At 61.8% G+C, this 16,522-nt stretch carries 14 protein-coding genes and 1 pseudogene; 12 read left to right on the forward strand and 3 right to left on the reverse strand.

What is annotated here, in order from left to right; all coding sequences use genetic code 11:
- Positions 1 to 403, reverse strand: a 403-nt coding sequence (locus H7C19_RS34355) for a hypothetical protein (protein WP_221469314.1), incomplete at its 3' end; no start/stop codon positions are given.
- A 218-nt stretch (positions 404 to 621) separates the two neighbouring features.
- On the opposite strand from H7C19_RS34355, the gene H7C19_RS17595 reads away from it, so the two are divergent.
- Both H7C19_RS17595 and H7C19_RS17600 read left to right on the forward strand, forming a co-directional pair.
- Positions 622 to 1,716, forward strand: a complete 1,095-nt coding sequence (locus tag H7C19_RS17595) for a Gfo/Idh/MocA family protein (RefSeq protein WP_185143981.1) — start codon at positions 622 to 624, stop codon at positions 1,714 to 1,716.
- Positions 1,717 to 1,790: 74 nt separating this feature from the next.
- A complete protein-coding gene (locus tag H7C19_RS17600) occupies positions 1,791 to 2,969 on the forward strand; it encodes an alpha-D-ribose 1-methylphosphonate 5-triphosphate diphosphatase (protein ID WP_185143982.1) in 1,179 nt (392 codons plus the stop codon).
- On the opposite strand, the gene sspI is transcribed toward H7C19_RS17600, so the two are convergent.
- A complete protein-coding gene (gene sspI, locus H7C19_RS34860) occupies positions 2,966 to 3,196 on the reverse strand; it encodes a small acid-soluble spore protein SspI (RefSeq protein WP_313731763.1) in 231 nt (76 codons plus the stop codon). The genes H7C19_RS17600 and sspI overlap by 4 nt on opposite strands.
- Positions 3,197 to 3,318: 122 nt before the next feature.
- On the opposite strand from sspI, the pseudogene H7C19_RS17610 reads away from it, so the two are divergent.
- Positions 3,319 to 4,008, forward strand: a pseudogene (locus H7C19_RS17610) (potassium channel family protein); the annotation flags it as partial.
- Positions 3,995 to 4,837, forward strand: a complete 843-nt coding sequence (locus H7C19_RS17615) for a TrmH family RNA methyltransferase (RefSeq protein WP_185143985.1) — start codon at positions 3,995 to 3,997, stop codon at positions 4,835 to 4,837. The pseudogene H7C19_RS17610 and the gene H7C19_RS17615, both read left to right, overlap by 14 nt.
- Positions 4,838 to 4,921: 84 nt before the next feature.
- Here H7C19_RS17615 and H7C19_RS17620 read toward each other — a convergent pair whose 3' ends face one another.
- Positions 4,922 to 5,752: an AraC family transcriptional regulator gene (locus H7C19_RS17620; RefSeq protein WP_185143986.1), complete on the reverse strand. Its 831-nt coding sequence runs from the start codon at positions 5,750 to 5,752 to the stop codon at positions 4,922 to 4,924.
- 162 nt (positions 5,753 to 5,914) lie between these two features.
- Here H7C19_RS17620 and H7C19_RS17625 point away from each other — a divergent pair, with 162 nt between their 5' ends.
- From H7C19_RS17625 to H7C19_RS17660, 8 genes are all read left to right on the forward strand, one after another.
- Positions 5,915 to 6,745, forward strand: coding sequence for a phytanoyl-CoA dioxygenase family protein (locus H7C19_RS17625; protein WP_185143987.1), 831 nt, complete (start codon positions 5,915 to 5,917; stop codon positions 6,743 to 6,745).
- Between the two features lie 225 nt (positions 6,746 to 6,970).
- Positions 6,971 to 7,279 carry a class I SAM-dependent methyltransferase gene (locus H7C19_RS17630; RefSeq protein WP_185143988.1) on the forward strand — a complete coding sequence of 103 codons (309 nt, stop codon included), beginning with the start codon at positions 6,971 to 6,973 and terminating at the stop codon, positions 7,277 to 7,279.
- A 279-nt stretch (positions 7,280 to 7,558) separates the two neighbouring features.
- Positions 7,559 to 8,827: an MFS transporter gene (locus H7C19_RS17635; protein WP_185144013.1), complete on the forward strand. Its 1,269-nt coding sequence runs from the start codon at positions 7,559 to 7,561 to the stop codon at positions 8,825 to 8,827.
- A gap of 142 nt (positions 8,828 to 8,969) precedes the next feature.
- Positions 8,970 to 11,351: an AraC family transcriptional regulator gene (locus tag H7C19_RS17640; RefSeq protein ID WP_185143989.1), complete on the forward strand. Its 2,382-nt coding sequence runs from the start codon at positions 8,970 to 8,972 to the stop codon at positions 11,349 to 11,351.
- Positions 11,352 to 11,414: 63 nt separating this feature from the next.
- Entirely contained in the window at positions 11,415 to 12,953 is a 1,539-nt protein-coding gene (locus tag H7C19_RS17645) for an ABC transporter substrate-binding protein (protein WP_185143990.1), read from the forward strand.
- Between the two features lie 233 nt (positions 12,954 to 13,186).
- The gene (locus H7C19_RS17650) at positions 13,187 to 14,419 is read left to right on the forward strand and encodes an MFS transporter (RefSeq protein WP_185143991.1); all 1,233 of its coding nucleotides are present in this window, start codon (positions 13,187 to 13,189) and stop codon (positions 14,417 to 14,419) included.
- A 94-nt stretch (positions 14,420 to 14,513) separates the two neighbouring features.
- The gene (locus H7C19_RS17655; protein ID WP_185143992.1) at positions 14,514 to 15,440 is read left to right on the forward strand and encodes an AEC family transporter; all 927 of its coding nucleotides are present in this window, start codon (positions 14,514 to 14,516) and stop codon (positions 15,438 to 15,440) included.
- Positions 15,441 to 15,517: 77 nt separating this feature from the next.
- Positions 15,518 to 16,345, forward strand: a complete 828-nt coding sequence (locus H7C19_RS17660) for a hypothetical protein (protein WP_185143993.1) — start codon at positions 15,518 to 15,520, stop codon at positions 16,343 to 16,345.
- Positions 16,346 to 16,522 lie beyond the last annotated feature (177 nt).

Consider the following 16,522-nt stretch of genomic DNA (forward strand, 5'->3'; position numbering starts at 1 on the left):
CGGCGAAGGCCGCCGGAGCAGCAAAGAGACGTACTGAGTACGTTACATGAGCGGTGAAGGCCGCCGGAGCAGTAAAGAGACGTTCTAGGTACGTCACATGAGCGGCGAAGGCCGCCGGAGCAGTAAAGAGACGTTCTAGGTACGTCACATGAGCGGCGAAGATCGCCGGAGCAACAAAGAGACGTACTGAGTACGTCACATGAGCGGCGAAGGCCGCCGGAGCAGTAAAGAGACGTTCTAGGTACGTCACATGAGCGGCGAAGACCGCCGGAGCAACAAAGAGACGTACTGAGTACGTCACATGAGCGGCGAAGGCCGCCGGAGCAGCAAAGAGACGTACTGAGTACGTTACATGAGCGGTGAAGGCCGCCGGAGCAGTAAAGAGACGTTCTAGGTACGTCACATGAGCGGCAATGGCCGCAGAAACGGCAAAGTGACGTACTGATTACGTCACATGAGCGGCGACAGCGATTCTGCGCGCTCCGATGACCAAATCGAACAAGGAAAAGGCAACAAAGAAAGCAGGCGGACGCGTTATAATGAAAGCGATAACGTCGAGAAGCGGGAACCTAGACGTCCCCGCACGCTCGCACCTTAATAGCGGAAAGAGGAATGCAAACCATGGCACATAAGAGCAGAATCGGCCTCATCGGCTGCGGCAACATCAGCGCGATTTACTTGAAGAACCTGACGGCTTCGGAGGACGTGGAAGTCGTCGCTTGCGCGGACATCGACGTGGAGCGGGCGCGCGCCCGGGCGCAGGAATTCGGCGTGCCGAAGGCGTATGGCGTCGATGAGCTGTTGGCCGACCCGGATGTGGACATCGTCGTCAACCTGACGATCCCGGCTTCGCACGCGAGCGTGTGCCGTCAAGCGCTGGAAGCGGGCAAGCACGTGTATGTAGAGAAACCCCTCGCGGTGCATCTGGAGGACGGCCGCAGCGTCTTGGCGCTGGCCGAATCGAAAGGGCTGCGCGTGGCTTGCGCGCCGGAGACGTTCCTCGGCGGCGGCATCCAGACGTGCCGCAAGCTGATCGACGAAGGCGCGATCGGACGCCCGATCGCCGCGAACGGCTTCATGCTGGGCAGCGGTCCGGAGTCTTGGCATCCGGACCCCGCGTTCTTCTATCAAGTAGGCGGCGGTCCGCTGTTCGATATGGGGCCTTACTACCTGACGGCGTTCATCTTCCTGCTGGGCGGCATTCGCCGCGTCACGTCTTCGGCAGCCATCCCGACGCCTGAGCGGACCATCACCAGCCAGCCGAAGTACGGCACGAAGGTGACCGTTGAGACGCCGACGCATATCGCGGGCGTGCTCGACTTCAAGTCCGGCGCCGTCGCCACGCTGGTGACCAGCTTCGATATCGCGGCCGGCAGCGCGCTGCCGAATATCGAGATCTACGGCACGGAAGGCAGCCTGCGGGTGCCGGATCCGAACACGTTCGGCGGTCCGGTGCTGCTCCGCAAGCCGGGCGGAGACTGGGAGGAAGTCCCGCTTGCTTTCGGCTATGACGACAACATGCGCGGCATCGGCGTCATCGACATGGCGCGCGCGATCCGGGAGAACCGTCCGCATCGCGCTTCCGGCCAACTGGCTTTCCATGTCCTGGAGGCCATGCACGGCTTGCTTGAGGCATCCGCGGGAGACAAGCACGTCTTCCTGTCGGACTTCCCGGAACGTCCGGCCATGATGCCCGAAGGGGGCTTCGGCGCTTAAGCCGGATTTGCCGAACCGAGCCCAATTGTGGAATACTAGGGTAACGGTTGTTCGCGAGACAAAGGAGAATGCGGATGGCAAGCCGGTTAATCGTACGCGGAGGACGCGTCGTTCAGCCGCACGATACGAAGATGGCCGATCTCCTCATCGAAGACGGCCGCCTGTCGGCGATCGAGCCGGGCGGCGCGGCGCGATGGGCGGGATCCGGCGATCGGGTCCTGGACGCGGAAGGCGCCGATGTCCTTCCGGGATTGGTGGATATTCATTGCGACACGATCGAGAAGGAGGCGGAACCGCGTCCGAATACGATCTTCCCGCTCGAGATGGCGTTCCTGCAGTTCGAACGCAAGCTGGCGGGACACGGCATCACGTCGATGTTCCATTCGTTGTCGCTAGGCGTAGGCCTAAGCCTGCGAGGAGAGCAGATCGTGGCGGATCTGGTGGAGACGATCCATGCGTGCGCCCGGGAGCGGGCCATGATCCGGCACGGCGTTCATCTGCGCTACGAGGTCTCCCATCTGACGGGGTTCCCGCTGGCCGAGCGCTTCATCGAGCGGGGGATGATCGATTATCTGTCGCTTATGGATCATGCGCCGGGGCAAGGGCAGTACAAACGGCCCGGCGCGTTCGAACGATACGTCATGAAAAATCAAGGCGTGGACGCGGAGGAGTGCGCGCGGATCGTCGAGGATCTGCAGGAGCGCCGCAAGCGCGTGGATTGGTCGAAGCTGCATGCCTTGACGGCCGCGGCGAAGCGCCGCGGCATCGCCGTGGCTTCGCATGACGACGACACGCCCGAGCAGGTGGAGCGCTCCCGCGCGTTCGGCGCCGGCGTGGTCGAATTCCCGCTCAATCTGGAGACGGCGGCATATGCAACGAGTCGCGGATTGCAGGTATGCGTAGGCGCCCCGAACATCGTCCGAGGCGGATCGCATGACAAGAACTTGACGGCGCTCGAAGCGATACGGGCGGGGGCGGCGGACATCGTCTGCTCCGACTATCATCCCGCTTCGCTGCTGCATGCCGTCTACGTGCTGGCGCGAGCGGGCATCGGTCTAGCCGATGCGGTTCGCATGGCGACGCTCGCGCCCGCCAAAGCGCTCGGCCGGGACGGGGAAATCGGCTCCTTGGAGCCGGGCAAACGGGCAGACGTTCTGATCGTTCGCCAAGTGCGCGATTGTCCGGTCGTGACCCATACGATCGTGAACGGCACGGTCGTCCTGGAGACGAGAGACTATCCGATCGGCGGTTAAGCTTCCGTAGCGCCCGCCTCTTGCGGAAGCTGACCATGCAAGGTGGTGACGAGCTGCTGTTGAATATCCGGCTGGCTATGAGACCAGATAATCTCGAACAGCACGCCGAGGCCGGGTAGCGTCACTTCCGCATTTCCGATCGAATCCTCGATGACTTCGCGGATTTCTTGCTCGCTCTTGCCTTGTACGCGCATGATGATCGCATCGCGCAAACTGACCGTCTTCACACAAGTATCCCCCTTCGCGAATATGGACGTTATGCAGTCCGGTCTAGATTTCCCTGGCGCGCTTCCGGTTATCCCGGAGGCGCGTTGTGTTATAATGGGAATATTGAAGCGGGACATGGGTTCGAGGAAGGGAGCAACCGTCGCACATGGCCAAAAAACAATTTGCCGTCATTGGTCTCGGCCGATTCGGCTCGAGCGTCGCTAAATACCTGGCGGAAATGGGATACGAAGTGCTCGCGATCGACGACGACGAGGAGCGCGTCCAAGACGTCGCCAACATCGTCACGCACGCGGTCTCGGCGGATTCGACCGACGAAGAAGCGATGCGCGCGCTCGGCGTCCGCAACTTCGACGTCGTCGTTGTCGCGATCGGTCAAGACATCCAAGCGAGCATCTTGACGACCTTGATCTTGAAAGATCTCGGCGTACCGAAGATCATCGTGAAGGCGCAGAACGAACTGCACGGCAAGGTGCTGAGCAAGATCGGCGCGGACAAAGTCGTATTCCCCGAGCGGGATATGGGACTTCGCGTCGCGCACCATCTCATCTCGCCGAATATTCTGGAGCACATTGAGCTGTCGCCCGACTACAGCATCGTCGAGCTCAAGGTACCGTCCTCGATGGTCGGGAAGAACCTGAAGCAGCTCGATATTCGCGTCAAGTACGGCTGCAACGTCCTCGCGGTCAAACGCGGCAGCGATATGAACGTCGCGCCCCGCGCGGATGAAGGGATCGACGCGGAGGACATCCTCGTCATCGTCGGCCGCAACGAACAATTAACCAAGCTGGAGCAAGCCTATGCGGAACCTTGAGCCGGCGTTGACGTCGGCGCAGAACCCTAGAGTCAAAGCATGGGTCAAGCTGTCGGAGCGCAAGTATCGCAACCAAGAAGGCCGGTTTAAGCTCGAAGGCGTTCATCTGGTCAAGGAAGCGCTCGAAGCGGGATGGCCGCTCGAAGCCGTCGCGTTCGACGAAGGGCTCGGCGTGCCGGACGAACTGGCGCCGTACGCGGAGCGCGAGGGCGGGAGCGGGAACGGAGAGACCGACTGGATTCCCGTGTCGCCCGACATCATCGCCAAGTGCAGCGAGACCGAGACGCCGCAACCGGTGTTCGCGATCGCGCTCAAGCGTCCGGCCGATGACGCCGCGCTCTTCGGCGGCGATGGCGGACCCGTCGTCGTCCTCGACGGCGTTCAGGATCCCGGCAACGTCGGCACGATCGTCCGCAGCGCCGCGGCGAGCGGCGCTGCGGCCATCGTCCTGGGCAAGGGCACGGCCGATCTGTTCAACGCCAAGACGCTGCGCGCCACGATGGGGACGCTGTTCCGGGTGCCTATCGTAGAGGCGGATCTCGCCGAACTGCTGCCCGAAGCCAAGCGGAGAGGGGCCAAGCTGTTCGGGACGAGTCTTCAGGCGCACCTGTCCATTTACGAGTGCGATCTGACCGGGGATGGCATCTGGCTGCTGTTCGGCAATGAAGGCGGCGGCTTGTCCCCCGAAGTCGAAGCGCTCGTCGAGCGGCCCGTTATCATCCCGATGAGCGGCCAAGCCGAATCGCTCAACGTCGCCATGGCCGCTACGGTGCTGCTGTTCGAGGCGCAGCGCCAGCGGCTGGGCAAGCTCGAAGCGGAGATCATGTAGCGGCATCGCAAAGTACGTCCTGACGGTCAAGTCATTCTTGACCGATCAGGATTTTTTTTGCGGCTTCTGCTTGCATACCCGCGCTTACCGCGGATCCCGCCCGCCGCGACGGTAGTCGCGGGGAGAGACGCCGTAGCGCCGCTTGAACGTCTTGGAGAAATGGAATTCGTCGTAGAAATGCAGCGCCGCCGCGATCTCCTTGACGGAGAGGTTCGTCGCTTCCAACGACGCTTTGGCGGATGCTAACTTCAATCCCAGCATGTACTCGGCCGGCGACGTGCCGGTCGTCTCGCGGAAGCGGGAGAAGAAGGCGGTCCGGGACAAACCGCTGTCCCGCACAGCCTCGTCGACCCGGAACGGCGTCCCGATGTTCTTGTGCATGCGGTACAGGACCGCGTCCAGTTCGGGATGGCGCTTCGCGCGGCCGATAGACGGTTCGCGGGCGAACAAGAGCAGAAGCTCGTTCAAGAGGTTATGCGCCGAATCGCGGTAGCCGATCGGCTGCACGATCATGCCGTCGATCAGCTGCTCGCACTTTCGGACGGCTTCGGGCATTCTCGCGGTCGTCGCGACTCGTCCGATCGGCAGTCCCCAATGACGGACGCGCTCCAAACCGTCGAATTCGAAGAAATAAAATTTCCAGTCGCCGTCCCGGCAACGGTACGAGCAAGGTACTTCCGCTTGAACGAAGACGAACGTGCCGGCTTGCAGTTCGAATCTCCCGCTATCCACCGTTCTATCCACCGTCAGACTGCCTTGGCCCTCGTACGTGACGAACAAGCCGAGCGCCGCGAAGCCGTTCGACTGCGCGACTTGATACGCGTCGTTCGCTTGCACCTTCCAGACCGAGCGGAAGCGGCATGCGGGCGGTTCGGCGGATTCGTCCAGACGATACGGGATATCCATATAAGACATCTCATCGCTCCTTGATCTCTTCATATACATGAATATGGAAGAAGAAAGGCTTCATCAAGTATATATGCGTACGATTATACATGTATCCGCACCTTCGTTCCATGGTTCGGCGATTCGCTTCCGTTTACACTTGAGTTATCTCGGATCAAGGAGCGATGCGCCATGTTTGTCAAAGTCGGCAATCGGACATTGGAATTGAACGGACCTCATCTGACGGAGCTTCGAAGCGCGAACGATCTGTTGCACGATATGGACGCGCTTCGCGATCGATTAGAAGAAGACGGCTACTTGCTGCTCCGCGGCTTCCACGATCGGGAACAAGTGCTGAGGGCGAGAACGCGCATTCTGGAGAAAATGAACCGAATGGGCAAACTCGAACGGGATACGCTGCTGGAGGACGGGGTGATGGCGGACGGCAGCAAGACGATTTTCATGGGCGGGACGAACGAGGACCTGCCGGAGCTGCTGGCCGTGCTGAACGGGGACCACGTGATGGGGTTCTTCGACCGGCTGTTGAACGACACCTCGCTTACGTACCATTACAAGTGGCTGCGGGCGGTCGGCAAGGGCGACTTCACGGGAGCGCACTACGATATCGTCTATATGGGGAGAGGCACGCACAATCTGTACACCGTCTGGTCGCCGCTCGGGGATATCGATTACGCGATGGGCGGGCTGGCGATCTGTCTGGATTCCCACACCTTCGAGGAATTGAAAAACTCATACGGCACGAAGGATTCGGACCGCGACGCCATCGGCTTCGGCCATTATACGGACGACCCTCTCGTCGTGACGGAGAGGTTCGGCGGCAAATGGGCGACGACCGAGTTCCGGGCCGGGGACGTGCTGATTTTCGGCATGTTCCTGATGCACTGTTCGCTCGAGAACACGACGAACCAGTACCGGTTAAGCGTCGACACGAGATACCAGTCGGCGAGCGAGAAGGTCGACGAGCGCTGGAGCGGCAAGAAGCCGAGAGGGCATTACCGGTAGGACGCTTCGCTGCTCCTCGCTTGGCGGTACCCCTGCTCCTCGCTTGGCGGTACCCCTGCTGCGAGAGAGGGGCGAGCCGGACGGGACTATGGCGCGCGCGCCCTTGGAGCGAGCATCGGATCACCTCTTCAGGGAATCCGACGTTCGTTCTCGGGGCATTTTTGCGTTGCGCGAACGCAGCGCGGGCAGGGAATGAATGGACGCTTTGACTATCGATAGAAACGCATGTATAATAATCTGCCCGGCTTCGATCTTGCGGTGATGGAGATGGGCATCCTTCACTATCTTTTTGATCTTGACGCCTTTTTCCAATTGGTTTACAGTTTGTTAGGCGAAGGAGGCAAACTGGTTATACGCGAATTTCACCCCGTGATTTGGAAGCTCTTAAAGCCAGAAGACGGCCGTCTGGTGGCCAGCGGCGATTACTTTGACCGAGAGGTGCAAAATGACGTGATGAAAGTGCGGCGATGGACGCTGGGCGAAGTCGTAACGGCCATCGCGGACGCAGGATTAGCGCTCAAAGCCGCTTTATGAGGAATCGGGCGACGTTCAGCGTTGGGTGTTCAAGGACATGCCCCAAGGAACCGAGGACCGCGTGCCGGGCATTTACGCCGTCATCGCCGCCAAGGAGACGCCATCCGCCTGAGTTCGTGAAGCGCGGGTGCAGGCTGCTGTTTGAATCTTTCCTTCCGCTTGATCTCCGCAATCCAGAAGAAATCCTTTATCCCCGACTATGCTATTCTATTAAAGCTGTCACGCGAACACCGGTTCGCTATCCGCGAATCGCCATTCTATCCAAAGGAGTGTTATACCCTGGGTACGACAACGACTGCCGCCAAGGGCCCAAGCCTGCTCGGCAACCGCTTCCTCCAGACGATTCTCTTCTCGAACATCCTGCTCCAGATCGGCATCTGGGTGCGCAACTTCGCCATCCTGCTCTATGTCGCGGACAGGACGAACAACGATCCTTACGCCATCTCGCTGATCAGCGTCGCCGAATTCGCGCCGATCTTCGTCTTCTCGTTCATCGGGGGCACGTTCGCCGACCGCTGGCGGCCGAAGCGGACGATGATCTGGTGCGATTCGCTATCCGCCGTCTCCGTATTCATCGTCCTGCTGACGATCCATTTCGGCTCTTGGCAGTCGGTGTACCTCGTTACGTTCATCTCGGCGATCCTCTCGCAATTCTCGCAGCCCTCGGGCATGCGGCTGTTCAAGCAGCACGTGCGCGAAGACCAGCTGCAGCAGGGGATGGCGCTCTTTCAATCGCTGATGGCCATCTTCATGGTGCTGGGGCCGATGCTGGGTACGTTTGCGTATAGCAAGTTCGGACTGGAGGATTCGATCGCCGTCATGGGCGTGGCCTTCCTGCTCTCCGCCCTCGTCCTCGTCCGTCTGCCCAAGGACATAGAGGAGACGCGATCGGCCGAGAAGGGGCAATTCCGCAAAGAGTTCGCCGAGGGCTTCCGCTATGTCTGGCGGAGCAAGGTCCTCCGGATGCTGGGCGTCGCGTTTGTCCTGGCCGGACTCGCTGTAGGCGTCGCCCAGGCGCTTAATCTGTTCATCGTGACGGAGCGTCTCGGCCAATCGAAGGACTTCCTGCAGTATCTGTTGATGGTGAGCGGCGGCGCCATGCTCATCGGCGGCGGCATCGTCGCCGTGTTCGCGAAGCGGGTCCCGCCGCAGCTGCTGTTGGCCATCGGCATGCTGACCGGCGCAGTCTGTACGGTCATCGTCGGCTACTCTAAGAGCGTACCGCTGACGCTGGTGATCCAGTTCATCAACGGACTCGTTTTCCCTTGCATCCATATCGGGATCAGCACGATGATCCTGAAGTGGTCGGACGCCTCCATCGTCGGACGGGTCAACGGGGTGCTGAATCCGCTGTTCGTCGGCATGATGGTCATCTCGATGTCGCTGGCCGGCTCGCTCAAGGACGCGTTCCCGCTCGTCTCGATCTACGCCGGAGCAGGCCTTCTATTCCTCATCGGGGCCCTCGCCATGATCCCGATCATGGGGCAGCGGGCGCCGGAACGGACGCCGGGCGGAGAATCGGCTGCCGCCGATGCCGGACACGCCTGATTCTCAGAATAGCGACTTGCACGCCGCCCCTCCGTTCCGCGGAGGGGCGGCGTATTTTTTTATCCCGATAGTGAATCTACCGGTCCTGTGATAGGATGGAGACAGATTAGACGCATATCGATCCGTGCCGAGGGTGGTCATCATGGTTCTCAAACGTTGGGTGCGCTCCAAGACCGCTATGGTTCAATTCTGCTTCGGATTCGCCGCCGCCGTCGTCCTCCTCGCGGCGGTCGCATCCACCCTCGTCCTGGGCCAAGTCCAACGCCGGCTGCTAGACGGCGAGTCGACAAATAGCCGCAAGACCGTCGCTCAGGTCCGGTACCATCTCTCGGAGATGGACCGGTTAATGAAGAATCTCAGCGTTTTGCTCTACGCCGACCATGACGTCCGGGCCCTGATGTACTTGTCGGGGGAGGAGACTTACGAGCATCTAAGCGTCCTTAACAAGCTGAACGCGACCTATATGAAGAGCCATCCGTACCTGCAATCCATCTTCATCTACAATCCGATCAAGCAAAAGTTCTATTCCACTTCGGGCAGGCTGTCCGATCGCGATGCGTCCTGGGAGAGGCTGCTGCAGTCCGGCGAACGCTTGCCGGCGCTCAAGCCGTTCATTCGCGACTTGAACGCGACCGGCGACGCTCTCTCCCCGAATCCCGTACGCGTCGTCACCTACGCGATGTACGGCAAGCTCGATCCGCAGGGCCGAATGGACGGCGCGGTCATCGTGAACTTGCGGATGGACGGCTTGCTTGAATATGCGAACGCCATCAACAGCACCGTCGGGGGCGGGCCCGATCTGTTGTTTGTCTATGATTCGCGTAACCGCTTCAATGCGTTGAATGCAGCGGATAGCGAGTCCGGGGAGCGCATCGGGAGCCAGGTGAAGGCGGGCTATGAAGCGCTGTTAGCCAACGCGTCAGATCAGGCTCGCGCGCCTCGAACTTCCTATACCGTCCGGGCGGGGGGGACGCAATATCTGGTCACGACGGCGGCGATCCGGGGGACGGGCTGGGTCGTGCTTCACGCCGCGGTCTACGATCCCGCGATCCGGCAGATGAAGACGATGAAGACGGCCGCGATCGCGATCGGCGCGTCCTTGGCGGCTGCGCTCCTGCTCGTCTCCCGCCTCCTCGCCCGAAGGCTGGCTTGGCCGACGGGTCTTGCGCCGGATCGCGTTCCGGCTGCGGAGCGCTCCGATCAGCCGGCCTCTCCCGCATCGGCAGACGTCTCCGCACGGCTCGACGCCTGGAGGCAGTCGAAGGACCAGATCCAAGAGATCCTGCGGGAGCAGCAGTCGAGCCGCAGTCTCATGAAGCGCTATTTCCTGACGCGGCTCTTGGAGAACGGCTACCCCGTCGCGGACGAGGAGTTCGAATGCGCCCGTCTGCAATACGGCCTCAATCTATCCTCCGGCACGCCGGTCGCAGTCGGACTGCTGCGCTTGGACAAATACGCGGAAACGGAGCGGCATTCGCAGCCGGAGGAGCTCGAGGCGATGCGGCAATGGATCCGGCACGTCGTGACGGAGTCCGTCTCCCGTTCCTTCGCCTGCGAAGCCGTCGATCTGAAGGAAGACCGGATCGCCTGGATCGTGCATGTGGCGCCGGGCGACGGGAATGAGGGGCTGACCGAGAAGGCGCTGGGGGATCGCCTGCGCGAAGCGCAGCAGCAGCTGATGCGGCAGTATCGAATATCGGTGACGATCTCTCTCAGCGGAGCGGTCCCGCATATCCGCCAGGCGTCCACGGCGTATCACCAAGCCGTCTCTCTCTCCATGTACCGGTTCGTATTGGGCAGGAAATCGCTCATAACGTCCGCCGACATCGTCCGCAAAGTGGTGCCGATCTCGGTGGACGCCGTCTTTCAGACCGAGCGTCGGTTCATCGAAGCGCTGCAGCGGGGCGATCTGCGCGCGGCGGGCGAACGGCTCGATGCCTGCCTGGGGCTGATCGCCGAGATGGAATACCGCGACATGCGCTTCGCGTTGATGCACTTGGCAGCCGGCTTGACGCATGCCCTCGATGCTACCTGCACCTGGCCCATGAATTCCGTTCGCATCCAAGAGATCTTCGACCGCAAGCGGCTGCCGGAGATGGAGACGATCCGGGAGTTCCGTCAGCAGCTGATCGATGCCATCCATGAGACGATCGAAGCGTCCGCCGCGGCGCCGAACGACGAAGAGGCGGAGACCGCAAGGAAGATCCGGCTGTTCATTCAGGACCGGCACGCCGATCCGAAGCTGGGCGTGGCGCAGATCGCGGCCGAATTGGACGTCTCTCTGCCCGCGATGAACCGCATCTTCGAGAACGGCGTCGGCATGTCCATCGGCGAATACATCATCCATGTCCGGTTAGTCAAAGCCGCGGAGTGGATGGAGAATTCGAAGCTCAGCTTGAACGAAGTTATGCGCGCCGTCGGAATGGACAATCCCGCCTACTTCGGCAAGCTGTTCAAGGCCCAATTCGGCTTCACCCCGCGGGAGTACGCTTCGCATCTGGCGGACAAGCGGCTGTCTCCTTAGGGAGGGCGCTGCGCACGGCCGGGATCGAGCGACATTAATAGAGCGTCTGGGGGCATGTTGACGATGAAGCGACGGAAACGGCATGCGGCGATCCTCGCCTTGGTTGCCGTCTTGGCATTCCTGCTGATGGCTGCCGGCTGCGGATGCGGGACAGATGAAGGCGGCGCGGCGCGGCCAGCCGGTGCGTCTCCGGGCCGGGGCGCGAATCCGACCGGTCCCGACGGCCTCGCATCGAACAAGCAGCCTTACGAGATCAAGTGGTATCTGCCGGGACATCCCCAGGAGGACGGCAGGCGCGTACAGAACGAGATGAACAAGATTATCCAAGCGGATCTGAACGCGACGGTCGATATCGTATGGATCGATCCCGACCGATACGATCAGGAGACGCGGGCGATCCTGGCCTCGGGGGACAAGGCCGACCTCATGTTTGCCTCCTATCGGACCAACGACTTTCTCGGGCATGCCCGGGACGGCGCGTTCCGGGACTTGACCGATCTCCTGCCGGCCTACGGCTCCGACATCTTGAAGCAAGTGCCGTCTTTCGCGTGGGAGGCGGCCAAGGTGGACGGCAAGGCGTACGGCATCGTGAACACGCAAGCATGGGCCGAAGCGCCCGCGATCCGGGTGACGAAGGAGATGGCCGATATTTACGGGCTTCGGTCGTACGCGATCCGCAGGCTGGAGGACTTGGCGCCGTTTCTGGAGAAAGCGGTCGCGCGCGAGAACGGCCAGAAGATCGGCTTCCGCGTCGACGCCGCGGCCGATTATCCGCCCGCGTACGCTTTGGCGCTGGGCATCGAAGCGCTCGGCGAAGGCAACCCGGCGGTCGTGGCGACGGAGGGGACCCGCCTTAAGGCGATCAATCTGTTCGAGCAAAAGGCTTACGCCGACTACCTCGGTCTGATGCATGACTGGTACCGGAAGGGTTGGATCCGGCCGGACGCGGCGACGGTCGTCGACGATACGGCGGAAGCGAAGGCGGACAAGTATATCGCCGCGTTGGACGTCCTGCGTCCGGATACGCCGAGCGACAGCCGTTACGTCTACCAGCCGCTCGGAGGTACGCCTTCGATCGGCAACGACGCGATCGGCTCGTCGCTCACGGTTATTCCGCGCAGCTCGGCGGATCCGGCGCGGGCGATGATGCTCTATAATCTCATGTACGCGGACAAACGGCTGTTCAACCTGATGAACTTCGGGATCGAAGATGAGCACTACCATCTGACGGATTCCGACTACGCCGAGCCGATCGCGGACAGCGGGTATCGCGTGGATGCGGGGTGGGCGTTCGGCAACCAGTTCAACGCGCTCCGCTCCGCGAAGCGGCAGCCGTCATGGCTGCCAGCCGGTACGTCCTTGAACGCCGGGGCGCCCCGCTCCCGGCTGCTCGGCTTTCACTTCGATCCGGAGAAGGTCAAGGGGGAGCTCGCGCAGTGCGCCTCGGTCATCGGGAGCTACCGGGCGGGACTGGTCACGGGAGCGCTCGATCCGGCGGCGACGCTGCCTCGGCTGAACGAGGCGTTGAAGCGGGCCGGGATCGATCGCCTGATCGCCGAGGCGCAGCGCCAGATCGACGCCTGGGCGGACGCGCATGCCTAATTTGGGAGAAAGGGTAGGGCCGCCCCGCCGGATGTGATATAATGGCGAGAGATCGGACTCCTCTTTGAGGGGTCTGCTTTTGTTGACGGTCGATCGCGGCTGCGGTCTCGTTCGTGCTTTTTCGAATCTTTCCGCGACAAGAGCGGGTTCGCCCTCTTTCCGAGGACGGCGAAGCCGTTTTTACTTGCTTGCTCTTGCCGGTCCGAACCTGACAGCTAGAGGAGGTGGGTAAGGTGCCGTTCGCCTGGAAAAAGAACTTATACGTGTTGTGGCTCGGCGTATTTTTCTGCAGCACGGCTTACTCGATCTCCATCCCGTTTATCCCGTTGTTCCTTCACAACGATCTGGGCATCGATAGCCATCTGGAGCTGTGGTCCGGGTTCGCGTTCGGCGTGACGTTCCTCGCCAGCGCGCTGATCTCCCCCTACTGGGGATCGCTTGCCGACAAGTACGGGCGCAAGCCGATGCTGATTCGCTCCGGATACAGCTTGGCGGCGTTGTACGTGATCACTTATTTCATCCACGATCCGTATCTCTTCCTCGTCCTGCGCGTCTTCCAGGGGCTGCTGGCCGGGTACGTCCCCGCGTCGATCGCGCTCGTGGCGACGAACACGCCGGAGGACAAGTCGGGCTACGCGCTGGGCATCATGGCGACGGCCGGCGCCACGGGCGGCATCCTCGGACCGCTGGTCGGCGGCGTCGTCAGCCATTTCGCGGGAAACCGGGAGGCGTTTCTGTTCTCGGGCGGCGTGGTCCTCGTGGCGGCGCTGATCGCGACGTTCCTGGTGAGAGAGACCCCATTCAACCGCTCCGGCAAGCGGTCGAGCATCCGCGAGGATCTGAAGCATGCGATGGAGAACCGCGCGTTCGTCACGCTGCTGGCGCTGGTCGGCATCAGCAGCTTCTCGGTCATGATCCTGGAGCCGCTGCTCACGGTCTATGTCCTGCAGATCGGAGGAAGCCAAGGGGATGCTTCGCTGCAGTCCGGCATCATCTTCTCCGCGGTCGGCATCGCGACGCTCATCGCCGCCCCGCAGTGGGGGAAGGCGGGGCAGCGCTTCGGCTTCATGAAGGTGCTGATCATCGGTCTGCTCGGCGGCGGGATCGGCAACCTGCTCCAGTTTTTCGTCGGCCACTACACCGAATTCGGAGCGCTCCGCTTCGTCTACGGCCTGTTCTTCGCGGGCGTCTATCCGGCGTTGAACGCGATGATCGTGCGCGTGACCGAACCGGAGTTCCGCGGGAGGGCGTTCAGCCTGAGCCAGTCCTCCACCCAGCTGGCGACGATGCTCGGACCGATGGCGGGCGGCGCGTTGGCGGGTTGGATTCCGATCCGCTGGATCTTCATCGTGAACGGCGGCATCCTGCTGCTCTCGGCGGCGCTGCTCTATCGAAAGCGCGGCCTGGACGGCGCCGGCGGGGCGGTCGTCCGCGCGCAATCGAACCGCGCGTCGAAAAGCGACTAAGTCGTTTGCGGATCGCATCTCTCGCGGATGCGATTTTTTGCTATAATAGGGGATCGATTCTATTCATATCCCGATATGCGGAATAGGAGCCCTCATGACCATCTTCCTGACGATCTTGCGCGACAACGTCCTGCCGATCTCCATCCTGATCGCGATCGGAATCTTGCTGCAGCGCAGCTTCAAGCTCGATATCCGGACGCTGTCGAAGCTGAACTTCTATCTGTTCTCGCCGGCGATCATGTTCAAGCTGCTCTACGGCACCGCCATCTCCATGCAGCTGTTCGGCCAGGTGATCCTCTTCTTCGTTCTCTTCATGGCGCTTCAATACGGGCTCGTCGAGGCGGTTGTCCGGATTCGCCGGTATCGCCCGGGCATGCGGAGCGCCATGCGCAACAGCGTGCTGTTCTACAATAGCGCCAACTACGGCATTCCGCTCAATCAGCTCGCCTTCGCGAACAACCCCTATACGCTGTCGGTGCAAGTGCTCATCATGATGATGCAGTCGCTCATCCCGAATACCTACGGCGTGTATAACGTGAACGCCCACAAAGCGAATTGGAGAGAGATCCGCCGCGTCATCCTGTCGATGCCGGTCATCTACGTCATTCCGCTCGCGCTGGCGATGCGGTACTTCGAGGTGCCGCTGCCGGATTCGGCCGGAACGGCCGTGGAATACCTGTCGAACGCGTTCATCGGCACGGCGCTGATCACGCTGGGCGTACAGCTCGGCAACATGTCGTGGGCCATCCGGCGAACGATGCTGGCGGACGTCAGCACCGCCGTCCTGCTGCGCCTCGTCGCGGGGCCGCTGCTGGCCTGGCTGACGGTCGCGCTGATGGGCATGGAAGGCTTGATGGCCTCTGCCCTGATCGTCTCCTCCGCCGTCCCGACTTCGCTCAGCAGCGTGCTGCTGGCCGTCGAGTTCGACAACGAGCCGGCGTTCGCGTCCCAGTCCGTTTTCGTCTCGACCGTGCTCAGCACGGTCACGGTGGCTGTCGTCATCGCGCTGCTGGGCGCGTAGTGCCTCGCCTCGCTGCAACCTATTGCACCGATCTCGCGTCAAGGATGTAAAAGATGGGAGAAAGAGGGGCGTGCGAAATGCGTGTGCAACTGAAGGGATCTGCGGCGGCGACGATCGTTCTGTTCCTGCTGCTGACATCGATCGGGTTGGCGGGATGCGGAGAACGGAATCCGAAGCAGGGCGGAGAGGCGTCCGCGAGCCCTTCGTCCGGCGAAGTCCTGCCGAAGGCGCAGGAGCAAGAGCAGACGATCATGACGCCGCCGGCCTTGCGCGTCACGGCAGCCGGAGAGACGTTCGAGGCGCCGTACGGCAGCTACTGCTGGTCTTCCGAAGGACAAGGCGTCTGCGCGGATATGCCTTACCCGCCCGATCCGGCGAAGCAGGGCGCCTATGCGGCCGTGAAGGAAGGCGATCTCGTGAAGCTGGCTTTCGACAAGGAGCCGAGCGCGCTGACGGTCATGGCCAGCTTCGACGGCCGGGAACGGCCGGACGAAGCGGTGGAGGTCCGGGAAGGCGGTTTCGCGGCCGGGGCCGGGAAGCGCCTGTATATCGTGAGCGCGGAATGGCCGGAGGGGAAGGTCCCTTACTTCATAGAGGTTGAGGGCGCGCCCGAGGTGGCGGCAGAGAAGGCGGCCGCCTACCGGCAGATCGCGTGGGACGTCCTGGGCGAATCCGAGCGGGACCGCGTGACGGAGGACTGGAAGCAGGCGGAGGTCGCCGTGTACAAGGGCGAGGTCGGTTGGCTCATCTCGCCCGACCGAGAGGCGAAGAAGGCGGAGACCCTCGAGGGGAGATCGCTCGTCTCCGTGACCTTCCATACGGAGCAAGACGCGCTCCTCGGACCTCACGTTACGGTCATCGATACGGAGACGGACCGCATCGTCGGCTTCCTGCCGCGGATGTAGAAGGCGTTGCGGCGAGCGAACTGGAGAGCGTATGGCGAGTGTATGGCGAGCGCGCTACAGACCTGAGAGACGGTCCCCGAAGTCAACGATGACGGAGGGACGGTCGCTCTTTTGGCGCCCCGGAGCGTTCGGCGGCGTCTTCTTTTTTGTCCCATTTTCGCATAGGTATGAGGAAGC

The organism is Cohnella nanjingensis (assembly GCF_014212125.1).
GTDB classification, from domain to species: domain Bacteria; phylum Bacillota; class Bacilli; order Paenibacillales; family Paenibacillaceae; genus Cohnella; species Cohnella nanjingensis.

Coding starts and splice junctions, on each gene's coding strand:
- H7C19_RS17595 (WP_185143981.1), top strand. CDS start 622: ATGGCACATAAGAGCAGAATCGGCCTCATCGGCTGCGGCAACATCAGC.
- H7C19_RS17600 (WP_185143982.1), top strand. CDS start 1,791: ATGGCAAGCCGGTTAATCGTACGCGGAGGACGCGTCGTTCAGCCGCAC.
- H7C19_RS17615 (WP_185143985.1), top strand. CDS start 3,995: ATGCGGAACCTTGAGCCGGCGTTGACGTCGGCGCAGAACCCTAGAGTC.
- H7C19_RS17620 (WP_185143986.1), bottom strand. CDS start 5,752: ATGTCTTATATGGATATCCCGTATCGTCTGGACGAATCCGCCGAACCG.
- H7C19_RS17625 (WP_185143987.1), top strand. CDS start 5,915: ATGTTTGTCAAAGTCGGCAATCGGACATTGGAATTGAACGGACCTCAT.
- H7C19_RS17630 (WP_185143988.1), top strand. CDS start 6,971: ATGTATAATAATCTGCCCGGCTTCGATCTTGCGGTGATGGAGATGGGC.
- H7C19_RS17640 (WP_185143989.1), top strand. CDS start 8,970: ATGGTTCTCAAACGTTGGGTGCGCTCCAAGACCGCTATGGTTCAATTC.
- H7C19_RS17645 (WP_185143990.1), top strand. CDS start 11,415: ATGAAGCGACGGAAACGGCATGCGGCGATCCTCGCCTTGGTTGCCGTC.
- H7C19_RS17655 (WP_185143992.1), top strand. CDS start 14,514: ATGACCATCTTCCTGACGATCTTGCGCGACAACGTCCTGCCGATCTCC.
- H7C19_RS17660 (WP_185143993.1), top strand. CDS start 15,518: ATGCGTGTGCAACTGAAGGGATCTGCGGCGGCGACGATCGTTCTGTTC.